Origin of the sequence: Kingella sp. (in: b-proteobacteria), from assembly GCF_030527935.1 — a bacterium.
Lineage (GTDB): Bacteria > Pseudomonadota > Gammaproteobacteria > Burkholderiales > Neisseriaceae > Kingella_B.
Genome location: NZ_JAUMZV010000050.1, coordinates 1 through 15,234, shown reverse-complemented (window position 1 = coordinate 15,234; position 15,234 = coordinate 1). Strand labels below are relative to the sequence as shown.

18 protein-coding genes and 1 tRNA gene are annotated in these 15,234 nt (G+C 54.4%); 8 read left to right on the top strand and 11 right to left on the bottom strand.

What is annotated here, in order from left to right; translation table 11 throughout:
• The 4 genes from Q4A85_RS12120 to Q4A85_RS12105 form a co-directional block, all read right to left on the bottom strand.
• Positions 1-76 (bottom strand) — tRNA-Gly (locus Q4A85_RS12120).
• A 72-nt stretch (positions 77-148) separates the two neighbouring features.
• Positions 149-712, bottom strand: coding sequence for a CDP-diacylglycerol--glycerol-3-phosphate 3-phosphatidyltransferase (gene pgsA, locus Q4A85_RS12115; protein ID WP_303110716.1), 564 nt, complete (start codon positions 710-712; stop codon positions 149-151).
• Between the two features lie 90 nt (positions 713-802).
• Positions 803-997, bottom strand: coding sequence for a hypothetical protein (locus Q4A85_RS12110; RefSeq protein WP_303110714.1), 195 nt, complete (start codon positions 995-997; stop codon positions 803-805).
• 154 nt (positions 998-1,151) lie between these two features.
• On the bottom strand, positions 1,152-3,374 hold the full coding sequence (locus tag Q4A85_RS12105) for a LysM peptidoglycan-binding domain-containing protein (RefSeq protein ID WP_303110712.1): 2,223 nt from the start codon (positions 3,372-3,374) through the stop codon (positions 1,152-1,154).
• Positions 3,375-3,492: 118 nt separating this feature from the next.
• On the opposite strand from Q4A85_RS12105, the gene Q4A85_RS12100 reads away from it, so the two are divergent.
• Both Q4A85_RS12100 and Q4A85_RS12095 read left to right on the top strand, forming a co-directional pair.
• The gene (locus tag Q4A85_RS12100; protein WP_303110710.1) at positions 3,493-4,212 is read left to right on the top strand and encodes a class I SAM-dependent methyltransferase; all 720 of its coding nucleotides are present in this window, start codon (positions 3,493-3,495) and stop codon (positions 4,210-4,212) included.
• Positions 4,213-4,415: 203 nt separating this feature from the next.
• Positions 4,416-4,703, top strand: coding sequence for a hypothetical protein (locus Q4A85_RS12095; protein ID WP_303110708.1), 288 nt, complete (start codon positions 4,416-4,418; stop codon positions 4,701-4,703).
• 87 nt (positions 4,704-4,790) lie between these two features.
• Here the strand turns inward: Q4A85_RS12095 and Q4A85_RS12090 are convergent, their stop codons facing one another.
• On the bottom strand, positions 4,791-6,977 hold the full coding sequence (locus Q4A85_RS12090) for a cation-translocating P-type ATPase (RefSeq protein WP_303110706.1): 2,187 nt from the start codon (positions 6,975-6,977) through the stop codon (positions 4,791-4,793).
• 47 nt (positions 6,978-7,024) lie between these two features.
• Here Q4A85_RS12090 and Q4A85_RS12085 point away from each other — a divergent pair, with 47 nt between their 5' ends.
• Positions 7,025-7,243, top strand: a complete 219-nt coding sequence (locus Q4A85_RS12085) for a hypothetical protein (RefSeq protein WP_303110704.1) — start codon at positions 7,025-7,027, stop codon at positions 7,241-7,243.
• Here the strand turns inward: Q4A85_RS12085 and Q4A85_RS12080 are convergent.
• Positions 7,208-7,372 carry a hypothetical protein gene (locus Q4A85_RS12080; protein ID WP_303110702.1) on the bottom strand — a complete coding sequence of 55 codons (165 nt, stop codon included), beginning with the start codon at positions 7,370-7,372 and terminating at the stop codon, positions 7,208-7,210. The two genes, Q4A85_RS12085 and Q4A85_RS12080, sit on opposite strands and share 36 nt — an antisense overlap.
• Before the next feature lie 12 nt (positions 7,373-7,384).
• Here Q4A85_RS12080 and Q4A85_RS12075 point away from each other — a divergent pair, with 12 nt between their 5' ends.
• Positions 7,385-7,525, top strand: a complete 141-nt coding sequence (locus Q4A85_RS12075) for a hypothetical protein (RefSeq protein ID WP_303110700.1) — start codon at positions 7,385-7,387, stop codon at positions 7,523-7,525.
• A 170-nt stretch (positions 7,526-7,695) separates the two neighbouring features.
• Here Q4A85_RS12075 and pseI read toward each other — a convergent pair whose 3' ends face one another.
• Entirely contained in the window at positions 7,696-8,739 is a 1,044-nt protein-coding gene (gene pseI, locus Q4A85_RS12070) for a pseudaminic acid synthase (protein ID WP_303110698.1), read from the bottom strand.
• Positions 8,740-8,916: 177 nt separating this feature from the next.
• Here pseI and Q4A85_RS12065 point away from each other — a divergent pair, with 177 nt between their 5' ends.
• Both Q4A85_RS12065 and Q4A85_RS12060 read left to right on the top strand, forming a co-directional pair.
• Entirely contained in the window at positions 8,917-9,039 is a 123-nt protein-coding gene (locus Q4A85_RS12065; RefSeq protein WP_303110697.1) for a hypothetical protein, read from the top strand.
• A 414-nt stretch (positions 9,040-9,453) separates the two neighbouring features.
• Complete coding sequence (locus tag Q4A85_RS12060; RefSeq protein ID WP_303110695.1) at positions 9,454-9,582, top strand: hypothetical protein; 129 nt, start codon at positions 9,454-9,456, stop codon at positions 9,580-9,582.
• A gap of 30 nt (positions 9,583-9,612) precedes the next feature.
• On the opposite strand, the gene Q4A85_RS12055 is transcribed toward Q4A85_RS12060, so the two are convergent.
• Positions 9,613-9,738 carry a hypothetical protein gene (locus Q4A85_RS12055; RefSeq protein WP_303110693.1) on the bottom strand — a complete coding sequence of 42 codons (126 nt, stop codon included), beginning with the start codon at positions 9,736-9,738 and terminating at the stop codon, positions 9,613-9,615.
• A 46-nt stretch (positions 9,739-9,784) separates the two neighbouring features.
• Between Q4A85_RS12055 and Q4A85_RS12050 the strand changes: the two genes are divergently transcribed.
• Positions 9,785-11,284, top strand: a complete 1,500-nt coding sequence (locus Q4A85_RS12050; RefSeq protein ID WP_303110691.1) for a sodium:alanine symporter family protein — start codon at positions 9,785-9,787, stop codon at positions 11,282-11,284.
• A gap of 173 nt (positions 11,285-11,457) precedes the next feature.
• On the opposite strand, the gene Q4A85_RS12045 is transcribed toward Q4A85_RS12050, so the two are convergent.
• On the bottom strand, positions 11,458-11,682 hold the full coding sequence (locus Q4A85_RS12045; protein ID WP_303110689.1) for a YdcH family protein: 225 nt from the start codon (positions 11,680-11,682) through the stop codon (positions 11,458-11,460).
• Positions 11,683-11,794: 112 nt separating this feature from the next.
• Between Q4A85_RS12045 and tmk the strand changes: the two genes are divergently transcribed.
• Positions 11,795-12,415, top strand: coding sequence for a dTMP kinase (gene tmk / locus Q4A85_RS12040; protein WP_303110687.1), 621 nt, complete (start codon positions 11,795-11,797; stop codon positions 12,413-12,415).
• Positions 12,416-12,610: 195 nt separating this feature from the next.
• Here tmk and pseC read toward each other — a convergent pair whose 3' ends face one another.
• Positions 12,611-13,774, bottom strand: a complete 1,164-nt coding sequence (pseC, locus tag Q4A85_RS12035; protein WP_303110685.1) for a UDP-4-amino-4,6-dideoxy-N-acetyl-beta-L-altrosamine transaminase — start codon at positions 13,772-13,774, stop codon at positions 12,611-12,613.
• Between the two features lie 131 nt (positions 13,775-13,905).
• Entirely contained in the window at positions 13,906-15,177 is a 1,272-nt protein-coding gene (locus Q4A85_RS12030) for a restriction endonuclease (protein WP_303110683.1), read from the bottom strand.
• Positions 15,178-15,234: the final 57 nt, after the last annotated feature.

Sequence of the window (15,234 nt, the reverse complement as noted above, 5' to 3'; positions counted from 1 at the left end):
TGGAGCGGGAAACGAGTCTCGAACTCGCGACCTCAACCTTGGCAAGGTTGCGCTCTACCAACTGAGCTATTCCCGCTTTGTCTTTGCCAAAAGCAAAGAAGCCGCCATTATAGCGACTTCTGTTTGACTGTCAAGCTGGTTTGTAAATTTATTTGAATTCGTGCCATGCCATTTTTAGGTAGTAGCACATAGACCAAATGGTGAGCACGGAAGCGATGAACATCAGGGCGTTGCCAATGGTTAAGAGTGGCAGATGCCATGCGGGGATTTCGTAGAGCAATAGGGCAAAAATGGCGGCCATTTGGGCGGCGGTTTTGAGTTTGCCAATATAGGCAACGGCAACGCTGTTGCGCTTGCCCATTTGCGCCATCCATTCGCGCAGGGCGGAGATGGTGATTTCGCGCCCGATGATTATCATGGCGTAGATGGCTAGGGTGCGGTCTAGTTTAACCAGCAGGATAAGGGCGACGGCGACCATGAGTTTGTCGGCAACGGGGTCTAGGAATGCGCCGAAATCGGATGTTTGTTTGAGATAGCGGGCGAGAAAGCCGTCTAGCCAGTCGGTGATGCCTGCGGCGGCAAAGATGGCGGCGGCGGTGATGTTGATGGTTTGCGGGGCGAGCCAGTTGGCGGGGAGATAGAATAGGGCGGTGAAGATGGGGATGAGCAGTATGCGCGCCCATGTAAGGCATATTGGGATGTTTAGTGGCATGGCGTGTCCTTATGGTGTTTTCAGGCTGCCTTGGGATGGGCAGCCTGAAAGTGGATGGATTGTAAACTTTCGTTAGCGTGGGCAACAAGTTTATTTACATTGCGGGGCGTGGTTATGGGGATTTGTGCGACACATGGCAGGCGGGTGTGAAAAAAGTCGGATGGGTGTCCGACGTTTTGGTTTGGGCGATAGGGCGATAAGCGGTTGTGGTTTGGTTTCAGGCTGCATTGGGTTGAGACTTTTGCCAAACCACATAGGCAGCCTGAAAATAAGAAATGCCGTCATTCCCGCGTAGGCGGGAATCTTGTTTTACATTCAGAAATTAGTTGTAAAAACAAACCATTGTTTAAGTTTAACCAAGATTCCCGCCTGCGCGGGAATGACGGCAGTGATGATTTTTTCAGGCTGCCTGATGGTTTTACCAAGATTTCAGGCTGCCTTATTTTTTGCCTTTGCCTTTGGCGGCAGGTTTTTCGTTTTTGGATGGGCTGCTTTTGGGTTTGTCGTGTTTATTTTTGGCAGCAGGTTCGGCTTTGCGTTTGTCGGCTTTGCTGTCTTTTTTGTTATCGGGGTTGGCGTTTTTGTTGCGTTTGTCGTTGGCGCGGTTGTCGTGCGCTGGCGTGTCGGCTTTGCCTTTGGCAACGGCTTTAACCAGCTGGGGCTTGCTGGCGTTGCCGCTGTGGGCGACTTTGAGCGTTTGCCCTGCTTTGATGTTGTTGCCTTTGATTTTGTTGAGCGCGGCAAGCTCGGCTACGTCCATGTTGTAGCGTTTGGCGATGCTGTATAGGGTGTCGCCGCTGCCAACTTTGTGGGTGCTGGTGGTAGGCTCTTTGGCTGCGGGGGCTTTGGCTTTTTCGGCGGTGGCGAGTTGCTGCTGGCGGGCGCGTTCTTTGGTGGCGCGTTGTTCGCTGGCGGCGCGGGCGCGGCTTTCTTCGGCATCGGATTGCGCTAGGCTGGCTTTCACGGCTTCGCTGGCGAGAGTGGCTTTGTTGGCTTCGGCGGCGCGGATGCGTTCTTGCGAAGCGCGGGCGAGTTGCATCAGCTCGTCATCGGTTGAATGGTCGTTGCTGGCGGTTTGGCTGGATGGGGCTTCGTTGTGTTCGCTCTCGTTTTCAGGCTGCGTTTGTGGTTTGAATACGACCGTTGGCGTGGCGGCAATGGTGGTTTTTTCAGGCTGCTTGGCAGCTTGGGCAACGGTTTCTGCTTTTTCAGGCTGCGTTTGCGGTTTGAATACAACCACGGGCGTGGCGGCGATGCTGGTTTTCTCGGCGGGTTTGATGCTGTTTTGTGTAACCGTGATGGCGGGTTTTCCAGGCTGCCTAATGCTGGTTTGGGTGCTGGTTTGCGCGACTGCGGCGGGGCTGTTTTCAGGCTGTGGCAAGGTGTTGAGATGGGTGTTGGCTACGACCACAGGCGTAGGCGCGGGGAAGTTTGCCGTGCCTTTGTTCAGCACGGGTGCTTGTTCTTTAAAGGTGTCGGGCACGGGGTCAAAATCGGCTTTGGCAAATTCGGAAGCGGGCTTGATGCCTGATGCGCGGTTTTTATTCACCAAAATGGTGCGCCCTGCTTCTAAATAGGCGGAGCGGATACCGTTGAGCCGTTGAATTTCGCTCACGCTGCTGCCTGTTTGCGCGGCGATGTCTTGCAATGCCATGCGGCTGTTGGGTGTGTAAACATCCCATGATAATAGGGTGTTCAGGTCGGAATTTTTATAATTGCTTTCAAAGGTTTTGGCAGCCTGAATCGGCAGCAGCATTTGGCGGCTGTTGCCTTTGGGGATGAATACGGGGGTTTTAAACGCGGGGTTTAGGGCGAGAAATTCGCTCTCGGGAATGTTGGCAAGGAACGCGGCGGCGCGGATGTCCAGCGGGGCTTTGACGGTTACGGTTTTAAAATATGGCTCGGATTTGATTTCGGGCAGTTTTAAGCCAAACGCGCTGGGGTTGTTTACCAAATTGCGCACGGCAAGCAGCTTGGGCACATAGTTGCGCGTTTCGGCGGGCATTTTCAGGTTTTCGTAGGTGGGGGGGAGACCTTGCGCGATGGCGCGATTGACGGCGCGGGTTACGTTGCCTTCGCCCCAGTTGTAGGCAGCCAGCGCGAGCGACCAGTCGCCAAATAGTCCATAAAGGTATTGCAGGTAGTTGAGCGCGGCGTTGGTGGCGGCGTGTACGTCGTGTCGCCCGTCATAGAGCGGGGTTTGTTCTAGCCCGTAGTGTCGCCCTGTGGCGGGCATAAATTGCCACAAGCCTGATGCGCCAACGTGTGAGCGGGCTTTGGTTACATACGCGCTTTCAATAAACGGCAATAGGGCGACTTCGGCGGGCATATTGCGTTTTTTGACTTCATCGGTGATGTAGTACATATAGGGGGTGCTGCGCTGGATGGTGCGGTTGAAATACGCGCTGTTTTGGGCGAATTTGGTTTCGTGGCTGCGCACCAGCCCTGAATTGACTTCTTGCATACGGAAGTTTTTGCGTAGGCTGTCCCACACGCTGCCGCCTGATAGGAAGGTGGCGATGGGTTTTTTGCTGAATGGTGTGTTTTGCAGTTGCATCATTGCCGCGCCTGTTTGGGCTGGTTTGTAGGTTTCGCCGTGCGCTAGGGTGGGGAGAAGAATGAGGCTGCTGACGGCTAGGGCAATGTTTTTTATGGTTTTCATATTGACGGGAGGGTGTTCGTGCGAAAAAATAGGTTCGCATCGTAATGATATTAGCGTGCTGTGTCAAGCTAAGTGCTTGGCTTTAAAAGGTAAATAGATACTTTACGGGACTAATATAATGAATTGGCGAAATTTATACGCTTGGTTGCGTGATGAGGACTGGGGGCGGTTTGTGTGGCGTGAGGAGTGGGGGTTTTTTCAGGCTGCCTTGGGGGAGCGGGCGTGGCGGGAGGTGTTGTGTTTGGGCGCGGGCGGGCGGTTGGCATGGGCGGAGATGCGCTCGTGTTTGCAGCGCGAACAGCCGTTGCACACGTTTTCAGGCTGCCTTGATGCGGTGTTGCTGCAATGCGATGCGTTGCCTGCGGATGTGGTGGCTTCGGCGGGGCGGTTGCCTTGGCGCGATGAGTCGTTTGATTGTGTGCTTGCGCCGCATTTGCCTGATGATGATGTGCCGTTGTTGCTGGCGTTGGCGGAGTTGTTTCGGGTGGTGCAGCCGCAGGGGGTGGTGTTGCTGACGGGGTTAAATCCGCATTCGGTGTGGCGGTGGTGGCGGGATGATGGGCTGCCTGATGTGCGCAATGGGGTGTCGTTTAATCGGCTGCGGCGGCTGGCACGGATGGTGGGCTGGCAGATGGATGGCGGGCGGTTTATGGTGCATTTGCCGCCTGTGGGGCAGCCTGAAAATTGGCAGCTGGTGGAGACGGCGGGGCAGTTTTTGTGGGCGAAGAATGCGGCGGTGTACGGGGTGGTGTTGCGCAAGCAGGTGGCGGGGGTAAGGCTGCGGGGGGATGTGGAATGGGCGGGGGATTTTGGGGGGATGGTGTTGCAGGGGGTGTAGGTTTTGGGGCTGCTTGAACGCGGGTGGGGTGGTGGGCAGCCTGAAATGTTGTTTCGCGTTCCTACGGCTTGCTGGCAAGCCGTGTGCTGGTTTTTAAAAATGGCTGGATGTTGTTTCGGGCTGCATCCGTTTTCAGGCTGCTTTGGATGCGAATAGGCAGCCTGAAAACGTTTGATGCTGTTTTATTTCAGGCTGCTTATTGAATGGGCGACGAGCCGTCGCTGCTCCATTTGTGGCAGCCTGAAAAACTGTTTGTGCGTTTCAGGCTGCTTAAACGCGGGTGGGGTGGTGGGCAGCCTGAAATGTTGTTTCGCGTTCCTACGGCTTGCTGGCAAGCCGTGTGCTGGTTTTTGGGATGGGATGCGGTTTGGGTAAATGGGAATATTTTGGTGGGCAACGAGTTGCCCACCCTACGGGGCTGGCAAGCCGTGTGCTGGTTGGGTAAAAGGCGTTTCAGGCTGCCTTGGATGATGCGGTTTCAGGCAGCCTGAAACTCGGTTTCGCTAACAAAAACCGTTTGGTACAACGCCAAACGGTTTTTCTTTTCAGGCTGCCTATGCTCCCCGCACCATGCGCCCCTACCGCGCTTGAAATTTTTTCAGCCGCAGGGCGTTGACGAGCACGGATACGGAGCTCATCGCCATCATTGCGCCTGCGATGACGGGGGTGAGCAGACCGACGGCGGCGAGTGGGATGCCTAGGATGTTGTAGATAAAGGCGAAAAACAGGTTTTGCTTGATGTTTTTCAGCGTTTCGCGGGCGATGAAGATGCCGTCTGCCAGTTGGTTGACGGATTGGCGCACCAGCACGGCATCCGCGCTGTGTTCGGCGATGGCGGTGCTGCCGCGCACGGCGAAGCCTACGTCTGCCAGCGCAAGGGCGGGCGCGTCGTTGATGCCGTCGCCCACCATCGCCACGCTGCGCCCTTGTGCTTTGAGCTGGGCGATGAAGTCGGCTTTGCTGCGCGGCGATTGGTTGCCGTGGGCGTGTTGGCGGTTTATGCCGAGCGCGTTGGCGATGTGCGACACGGTGGCGGCATTGTCGCCGCTGAGTATGTACACGCCGATGCCATGCGCGTGCAGGCGGGCGATGGCTTCGGCGCTGTCGGATTTGAGCGGGTCGGCAAGGGCAAACGCGCCTGCGGCTGCGCCGTTGATGGAGACGGCGACTAGGCTGGCGATGCGCCAAATGTTGTCGGCAATGGTTTCAGGCTGCTCGTTGCCCCAAATGGCGTGAACATCCAAGTTGGCAAAATCAGGCTTGCCCACTTTCACCAAGCCGATGCCGTCCACTTGCGCTTGCAAGCCTGCGCCTGCTTCGGTTTCAGGCTGCGTGGCGGTGGGGATGGCGATGCCGCGCTCGGCGGCGTGCGAGACGATGGCTTTGGCAAGCGGATGGGCGGCATGTTGCTCCACGGCAGCGGCAGCCTGAAACAGCGTATCTTCGCTGATATTCGGCGCAGTCCAGATGGCGGCGATGTCGGGCTTGCCTTGGGTGAGCGTGCCTGTTTTGTCCAGCACCACGGTGTCAATATGCCCCGCTTGCTCCATGGCGGCGGCGTTTTTGAACCACACGCCATGTCGCACGGCAACGCCCATGCCTGCCATGATGGCGGCGGGCGTTGCCAAGCCCAGCGCGCAGGGGCAAGCCACCACCAGCACGGCAACGGCGTGCACAAGGGCTTTTGTTGCGCTGCCTGTGAACAGCCATGTGGCGATAAAGGTAAGCGCGGCGATGGACAACACGGTGGGCACGAACACGGCGGCGGCTTTATCTGCCAGCCGCGCGATGGGGGCTTTGCTGCCTTGCGCATCCGCCAGCGCGGTCATCATGTCGCCCAGCAGCGTGTTGCTGCCCAACTGCTCGGCGCGGTAGTCCACGCTGCCCGATAGGATAGACCCCGCCAGCACTTTGCTGCCTGCGGTTTTGTAAACAGGTTGGCTCTCGCCTGTTAAATGGCTTTCGTCTGCCCACGCTTCGCCCGATAGCACCACGCCATCCGCCGCGATGCGCTCGCCTTGCACGGCGCGCAGCGTGTCGCCGATTTGCACGTTTTCCAGCTTTTCAGGCTGCCATTGATTGCCGCGCAACACGGTTACTTGGCGCGGCGTGAGCTGCATCATCAGCCCCAAGCTGTTCAGGCTGCCGCGTTTGGTGCGCTCTTCTAGAAATTTGCCCAGCGACACAAACGCAATCACCATCACGCCCGCTTCAAAGTAAACATGATGCACGGGATAACCCGCCAGCATCATGCCGATGGAATAGAGATAAATCGCCAGCGTGCCGATGGAAACCAGCACATCCATATTTGCCAAGCCGCCGCGCACGCTGGCAATCGCGCTTTGGTAAAACGGCACCGCCAGCCAAAGTTGCACGATGCTGGCAAGGGCGATTTGCAGCCAAGCGGGCGGCATCAGCGTGTGCGAGCCAAACAGCATCCCCGCCATGCCCAGCATAAACGGCGCGGCAAGGGCAAGCAGCAGCCATGTACGCCAATGGCTGCGCCAATCGCTTGCGTTTTCAGGCTGCATTTCGGGCAGCGCGGTGGTTTTGATGGCAGCCTGAAAACCCGTTTTCTGGATGATTTGCATCAGCTCTTCGGGCGTGGTTTGCGCGTTGTCGTATTCCACTTGCGCGGTCTCGCCCGCAAAGTTCACGCTGGCGTTGGCAACGAAGTCTTTTTTGTTGAGCACTTTTTCAATGCGGCTGGCGCAGGCTTGGCAGGTCATGCCGCTGATTTGGAAATTGGTGTGTTGGGTGGACATTGGGCTTCCCCTTGTGGATTAGATGATAGGGCAGGATAAGGCTTGACTTGGGGGCAGGGTCAAGCAGGCAGCCTGAAAACGCTGTTTGGGCGGTTTTCAGGCTGCCTTTGATGCGCGGGTTATTGAAACTGCCGCTTAATCAGCGTGGTCATATTGGCGCGTTCGCCTTGGAAAAACGCGGCGGCTTTCTGCTCGCGTGCGGCATCGCTGTCGTTATCGGCGATTTGGTATTACTGCTGCCTGATGGCGGCATCGTATTCGGATAACGCTTGCTCGCTCCACGCGCTTTCCATGACGGTTTGATAGCCATAGAATTTGGCTTTATTGCGCTCCACCAGCGCGGCAACGCTTTTGCCTCCGTGCGTTTCGCCGCAAATGCTGGTGTAGTGGTACACCTGCGAGACAAATTGGATATAGGCTTGGCAGTCGTTCAGGCTGGCGGGCGGCTTGGCTTGGGCGATGGGGGGGTGAGCAGCGTGGCAAGCGCGGCGGTAAGCAATAATGGGGTGGTGCGCATTGTTTATTCTCCAATCATCAATTGTGTTTAGGCAGCCTGAAAGTCGGTTTCCCAGTCAAAGGGATAAACGCGCTAAAAGCGGTTAGCAACAAAATGGAGCGTCGGCGGCTCGCCGACATTTGCTTACGGGCAAGCGCAGTTTGTTCCGTGCGCCCATTTTGGCGACGAGCCGTCGCCGCTCCATTGGGCTGCATGGCGTTTTCAGGCTGCATCAATGCAATCCCAGCTGGTTTTGGTGTAGGCGGCAATATCGCGGGTTACGCGTTTGCCGATTAGATGGTCGTAGCATTTGGGCGGCAAGCCGAAGCCAGGGCGCACGCTGCGGATGCAGGTGGCATCGATGGTGTCGCCTGCTTTCATGTCGCGCACAAAATACAGCGAGCGGCGGAATTGGGCGTTGCCTTGTTCGCTGGATTTGAGCCCGTATTCCACGCGCCCTAGGGCTTGCCATGCGGTGCGGCTGTCGCGGCAGAGCGCGGCTAAATCGGCGGGTTCTAGCGAGAAGCTGTCGTCTGCGCCGCCGCCGTTGCGGTCTAGCGTGAAGTGTTTTTCTATCACGCACGCGCCTAGGGCGATGCTGACGATGGCGGTGGTGTTGTCGAGCGTGTGGTCGGACAAGCCTACGAGTGTGCCGTAACGCGCTGCCATGTCGGGCAGGGTGCGCAGGTTGTAATCGGCGGCGGGGGCGGGGTAGCCGCTGACGCAATGCAGCACGACAAGCTGGGTGCAGCCGTTGTCTTGGGCGGTGGCGATGGCTTCGGCGATTTCGTTGGCATCTGCCATGCCTGTGGAGATAATCATGGGCTTGCCTGTTTGCGCAACATAGCGAATCAGCGGCAGGTCTATGGCTTCAAACGATGCGATTTTGTAGGCGGGGGCGTTTAGGCGTTCTAGCAAGTCCACGGCGGTGAAGTCAAAGGGGGAGCTGAATAGGGTGATGCCTTGCGCGCGGGCGTAGTCAAACAGCGGCTCGTGCCAATCCCACGGCAGGTGGGCTTTTTGGTAGAGCTCATACAGCGATTGCCCGTGCCACAGCCCGCCGTTAATCATAAATTCGGGGGCGCGGCTGGGCAGGGTGATGGTGTCGGCGGTGTAGGTTTGGATTTTGACGGCATCTGCGCCTGCGGCTTTGGCTTCGTCTATGATGCGAAAGGCGGTTTTCAGGCTGCCGTTATGGTTGGCGGACATTTCGGCGATGATGTAGGGGGGGTGGTTGTTGCCGATGGGGCGGTGGTTGATTTGCATGGCGTTGTGTTGTGTAAAGAAAGGAAAAGGGGGATTTTAGCGTGTTTGGAATTTTCAGGCTGCCTAATTATGTAAGCAAAAGGCAGCCTGAAAACAAAGCGTAGGGGGGCAATTTGCTGCGCACGCCGTTTATATCGTTTGCAAAGGCAGCCTGAAAAAGCAAAATCGCTTGGTGTTTTGCCAAGCAGTTTTTTGCTGGATAGATTGGCTTTCAGGCTGCCTATTTGTGAATGGCTGTTTACAGGGCAACGTTGTTGCTATGCGCAAACGAGTAGGCAGCCTGAAAAAGAAATTCTGTAAAGCCAAGATGGCTTGGGTTGTGCTTCGGTTAATGTTTCTGATGGATTAACCTTTGCGCCTTATCGCGGCGCGGGCGACTTACTTTCTTTGCTTCGCCAAAGAAAGTAAGCAAAGAAAGGCGACCCCGACGTGCAGGTTCGCTGCGCGAACTTCCCTCACTGCGCATCCTTTTTTCGGCGCGTGCGAACTAGCCGCACTTCGTGCGTCGTCGAACAAGCGCACGCTTTTTCCCGAAAAAAGGATGCTCCGTTCGGCTGGACGTAGGGGAAAGGGTGGCAGTAGTATAAACAGTTGTGAAGCGTTAGGCAGCCTGAAAGTCAATTTATCCAGTAAAAAATTCATTTGGCAGGACACCAAACGATTTTTGTTTTCAGGCTGCCTTTGATGATGATTTAAGGCAGCCTGAAAACCAAAATGGAGTGGCGACGGCTCGTCGCCAAAGGGTTGCATTTAGCTAGACTTTACTGGTTGGCAAGATGTCGGCGAGCCGCCGATGCTCCATCGGTTGCTGGTTTGGCAAATGTTTTTCAGGCTGCCTATTAGCAAACAAATGTTTACCAAACCCAAAAACGGTTACGCCCAGCACGATAGGCAGCCTGAAAACAGCACAGCCGCCAAATCAAACACCCCATCCCCGCCCACAAAATCCCCGCCGACAATTTGCGGCTGCCCGCCCGCTTGTATTACAATTCTTAACAAGAGTTTGGCAGCTTTCAGGCTGCCTGAATTGTTTTGAGGACATTTTATGTATAAGCAAGATATTTCCTGTTTCGCGCAAGATGGCTTGGTAAGCACCGTGCATTGCGTGGTGAACGCCATCAATACGCCGCTTTGGGCGTGGTTGCTGTGGCTGCTCTTGGGCGTGGGCGTGTTTTTCACGCTGACCACAGGCTTGGTGCAGTTTCGCCTGTTTGGACGCAGCCTGAAAGAGATTTCGGGCAGCCGCCAAGACCCCAACGACCCACACGGGATTACATCATTCCAAGCGTTTGTAACAGGGCTGGCGAGCCGCGTGGGCACGGGCAATATTGCGGGCGTGGCGATTGCCATTTCTATGGGCGGCGCGGGCGCGGTGTTTTGGATGTGGCTGGTGGCGTTGATTGGCATGGCTTCGGCGTTTGCCGAATCGGCGTTGGCGCAGCTATACAAAGTGCGCGATAAGAAAACGGGCTTGTTTCGCGGCGGGCCGGCGTATTACATCGCGCATGGGCTTAATCTGCATTGGCTCTCGGTGCTGTTTTCGGTGAGCCTGATTGTGTGCTTTGGCTGTGTGTACCAATCCATCCAAGCCAATACCATTGTGCAAGCGGTGCAATCGGCGGCGAATATGACCGAAGCACACGGTGTGTCGGCGGATGCGTGGCGCGCTTATAAACACGGCATCGGCGCGGTATTGGTGCTGCTGGCTGCGCCGATTATTTTTGGTGGCGTGCGGCGCGTGGCAAAGGTGGCAGAAGGCGTGGTGCCGCTGATGTCGGTGATTTATCTGCTGGTGGCGTTGTATGTGATGATGGTGAACGCGGGCGAGATTCCGCGCGTGTTGGGCTTGATTTTTCACGATGCGTTTAACAGCAAGGCGGTGGGCGGCGGCTTGTTCGGCGGCATCGTGTCGCAAGCGATGATGTATGGCATCAAGCGCGGCTTGTATTCCAACGAAGCGGGGCAGGGCTCTGCGCCCAATGCAGCGGCAGCGGCGGATGTGAAGCATCCTGTGTCGCAAGGGCTGATTCAAATGCTGGGCGTGTTTATTGACACCATTGTGGTGTGTTCGTGCACCGCGTTTATTATTTTGCTGTCTAATGTGTCGCTGGACACCAAATTAAGCGGCATCCAGCTCACGCAAGCGGCGTTGGAAAGCCAAATTGGCGGCTGGGCGCAGCAATTTTTGGCGGTGGTGCTGTTTTTGTTTGCCTTTACCACCATCATCGGCAACTATGCCTACGCCGAAACCAATGTGAAATATTTGCACGGCAACCGCTTGGTGCTGCTGGTGTTCCGTTTGCTGATGCTGGGCTTTGTGTATTTTGGCGCGGTGGCAGAAATGCCTGTGGTGTGGGACATGGGCGATTTGACCATGGGCGTGATGACGTTGATTAACCTGATTGCGATTGTGCTGATGTATAAAACGGTGCTGCTGCTGTTAAAAGATTACAGCGTGAAAGTGCGGCGCGGCATCCAAGAGCCTGAATTTAAGCTGTCCGAGCATCCTGTGCTGAAGCGGGAGATTAAGTCTAATATTTGGTGATGCTGGGTTGGGTTGGCGAATCAAGGCAGCCTGAAAACGAGTGAAGCTAAAATGGGCTTCGGAAAAGGTTTTCAGGCTGCCTTTTTGTTGTGGGTTTAGGGCAGCCTGAAACCCAATCCCACCCAACAAAAAACCGTTATCAAAGCGATAACGGTTTTTGCGTTTAGAACGGGTTATTTTTTAGCAGCAGCTTTCAAGATGTCATACAACTGGTCTTTCAACGCCAGTTTTTTCTGTTTCAATACAGCCACTTCCGCATCGGCAGTTGCGCTGGTAACAGGGTCGTTTTCCAAGCCTGCGATTTTGTCGTCCAGCTCGTTGTGTTCGTCAAACAAGCGGGCGAAGTGTGCATCTTCTTGTTTCAATTTGCTGATTAGGTCGCGAAATTCTGGGAACATGGTTGAATCCTTTACAAAGGGTTGGGAAAAATTATTTTGTTGTCAGTATTCTATAACAAAGCCCCCTGTTTTGCCATACAATAGCTGGCAAATTTTTACACAAGGAGCAGCCATGTTAGCAAAATTTATCACTTTGGACGGCATAGACGGCGCGGGCAAAACCACGCAGCTAGACGTGATTCGCGATTGGTTTGCCGCGCAGCAGCTGCCCGTGTTGTTTACGCGCGAACCGGGGGGCACGCCGTTGGGCGAGGCGTTGCGCGATTTGCTGCTCAACCCCGCCACCCAAGTTTCGCTGCACACGGAAACGCTGTTGATGTTTGCGGCGCGGCGGCAGCATTTGGAGGATGTGATTTTGCCTGCGCTGGCGCAGGGCGTGAACGTGGTGTCGGATCGTTTTACCGATGCCACGTTTGCCTACCAAGGCGGCGGGCGCGGTTTGCCCGATGCGCAAATTGCCATATTGGAAGATTGGGTGCAAGGCAGCCTGAAACCCGATTTGACGATTTTGCTGGATGTGCCGCTGGCGGTGTCGTTGGAGCGGATTGAGCGCAGCCGCGAAAAAGACCGCTTTGAGCAGGAGCAGGCGGATTTTTTCACGCGGGTGCGGGCGGCGTATCTGCGCCGCGCGGCATCTGCGCCCGAGCGTTATGCGGTGGTGGACAGCAATCGGGATAAGGCGGTGGTGCGCACGGAGATTGAGCGGGTGTTGAATGGGGTGTTTGGGGTGTGAGCATGGGTTGCGGCAGCCTGAAATGGGGGAAATGGTTTCAGGCTGCCTAAGCTATGGGCGTGGGGGCTTGCCCCTGCTCGTGGTAGGAGGCGAAACGCCTGATCTGGCGAAAAATAAAGAATGGATGGGCAAACTAAAACGCTGGCGGATAACCAGCGTTTTGTTGTTTGGGGAACGCCAACCTGCGCAGCAAGATTAGGCAGCCTGAAACGCTTGTTTCAGCGTGGCGACGACGCTGTCCTGCTCATCTTCGCTTAGGCTGAAATACAGCGGCAGGCTGATGGTGCGGGCGTAATAGGCTTCGGCAGCGGGGAAGTCGCCGTGCGCAAAGCCGAAGCGTTGGCGGTAGTAGGGCTGGGTGTGCACGGGGATATAGTGCACGTTTGCGCCGATGCCGTGGGCGCGCAGGTAGTCAAAAACCTGCTGGCGCGTTTTGCCGCTTTCAGGCTGCACTTGAACGGGGTAAAGGTGCAGGGCGGAGCGGTTGTTTGGGTTGCGGTGGGGCAGAGTGAGCGGCAGGTCGGCGAGCAGGGCATCGTAGCGTTCGGCAAGGGCGTGGCGGCGGGCGACAAATTCGTCCAGCCGCATCATTTGGCTTACGCCGAGCGCGGCTTGCAGCTCGGTCATGCGGTAGTTGTAGCCGAGTTCTATTTGCTGGTAATACCATGCGCCGTCGGGTTCGTGCGTCATTTCATCTGGGTTGCGGGTGATGCCGTGGCTGCGCAGGCGGGCAAGGGTGTTGGCGAGTTCGGGGCTGTTGGTCAGGCACGCGCCGCCTTCGGCGGTGGTGATGATTTTGACGGGGTGGAAGCTGAATACGGTGATGTCGCTGTATCGGCAGTTGCCGACTTTGCCGCCCTGATAGCTTGCGCCGACGGCGTGGGAGGCGTCTTCGATGATTTTGAAGCCGTATTGCTGTGAGAGTTGGTGCAGCGCCGCCATATCGCAGGATTCGCCGCACAGGTGCACGGGGATAACGATTTTGGGCAGGCAGCCTGAAACTTGGGCGGCGGCGAGTTTTTCGGCTAGGCGGGGGATGGACAGGTTGAGCGTGTGCGGGTCGATGTCCACAAAATCCACCGTTGCGCCGCAATACAGGGCGCAGTTGGCGCTGGCAACGAAGGTGATGGGCGTTGTCCACAGGATGTCGCCTTTGCCCAGGCCGAGTGCTTGGCAGGCGATGTGCAGGGCGGCGGTGGCGTTGCACACGGCAACGGCGTGCGCTGCGCCGCAGTAGTTTTTCAGGCTGCTTTCAAAGGCGGGGACTTGGCTGCCTTGGGTAAGGTAGTCGGATTGTAAAACGCGAACAACGGCGGCGATGTCGGCTTCGGAAATGGTTTGTTTGCCGTAGGGAATCATTTTTTGGGGGGTCCTTGGGTTGGGGGGCAGGCAGCCTAGAAGCGGGAAACTGCGTGCTTTGCAGCATAAATCCTACGCGCTGTCGGCTTCTTTTACGAATATAGCGTTAGGTTTTCTTTATCAAAGTTGTTTCAGGCAACCTGAAATGGGATTTTGGGATAATTATCTATTTTTAACGACTGATATTTATCAGAAAAATCGCTGTAGAAATAATCTATTTTTTTAATTATTGCAGCAAAATCTAAATGGGTAATTTCATTAAATACTTCGGTTCTTAAACCTGTATTTAATACGGTTTTATAATCATTAAAATTATAAAAAGGCTTTTGGTCGGTTGTGCATAACAGATTTTCCATAATATGCGAGCATTTTGCTATTAGGCAGATATACTGAAAATCCCGGTCAATCTGTTGTGTATTGTTATCAGGGTGCGCCATCAGAAAATGTTGATTGGGCGTAATAGCGATTAGATTTTCCAAAAAATCAGCAATGGAGGGGTAATCGGCTTGCGGAAAAATATGGTGGATTTGGCTGGCGATAACTTGTTCTTCTATTTGATAAATTTCAGATTTGTTATTGTAAAACTGCTGGTTAAATTTTCGCACGTCTTTTTTGGCTTTTTGGATTAGGTAGGTTGAATAAGTGCTTTCAGGTTGTCTATCGATTTCGTGTTGATTGCGTGAGACACTTTTTGCTTTACCTGAACGCTCATCACGCCAGTTTAGGCGGTTGTAGGTCAAATCCTGTAACGTAATAATGTCTTTGGATAAGTCCCCTTTTACTGTTCCTTTCTTTTGGGATTCAAATGCCAATGGATTGATGATTTTGGTAAAAATCCGGCCTGGTTCGTATTTTCCTGTTATAGGTGTATTGTCATATACGAATTGAAAAAATACTGCGCGGACTTTTTGATAACTTTCTTTGCTTTGTTTATTAAAGAAATTATCAAATGTAGCAATTAAACCACTATCGCTCAATACTTTTCGGATGTATTTAGTTAGAAATCTAAGTGCATTCAAGGGGCGTAACGCGATATATTGCAGTATTTCCAGTTGTGCAATGGAATATGCATAACTACTGCCTGATTTTTGCTCCAATAAAATACCTGAATAAGCGAGCAGTTTAAGTGGCTGTCCAAAAAATTTGTCATATTCATGTTTAGATGATGGTTTGTCGGGTTTGGGTTTGGAAAAAATAGTTTGAACGTTTTCTTGTGAGTACTGACTATTCCAAATATCCCTGACTGAAAAAGTTAGCGTGCAATCGTCTTGTGTGTATTCTAAAATGGCATCAGCAATAATTTGGATGACATCGTAAGTACATTTTCGGTCTATCCAACGTGCATTTCTGGATTGTCGGATATCATAATTTTTTTGATTGAGAAAAGTATCAATACTATCCATTTTTTTTGGGGCTGTCCTAGATAACTCAGGAAATTCACATTAAGTTAGAATTTCCCC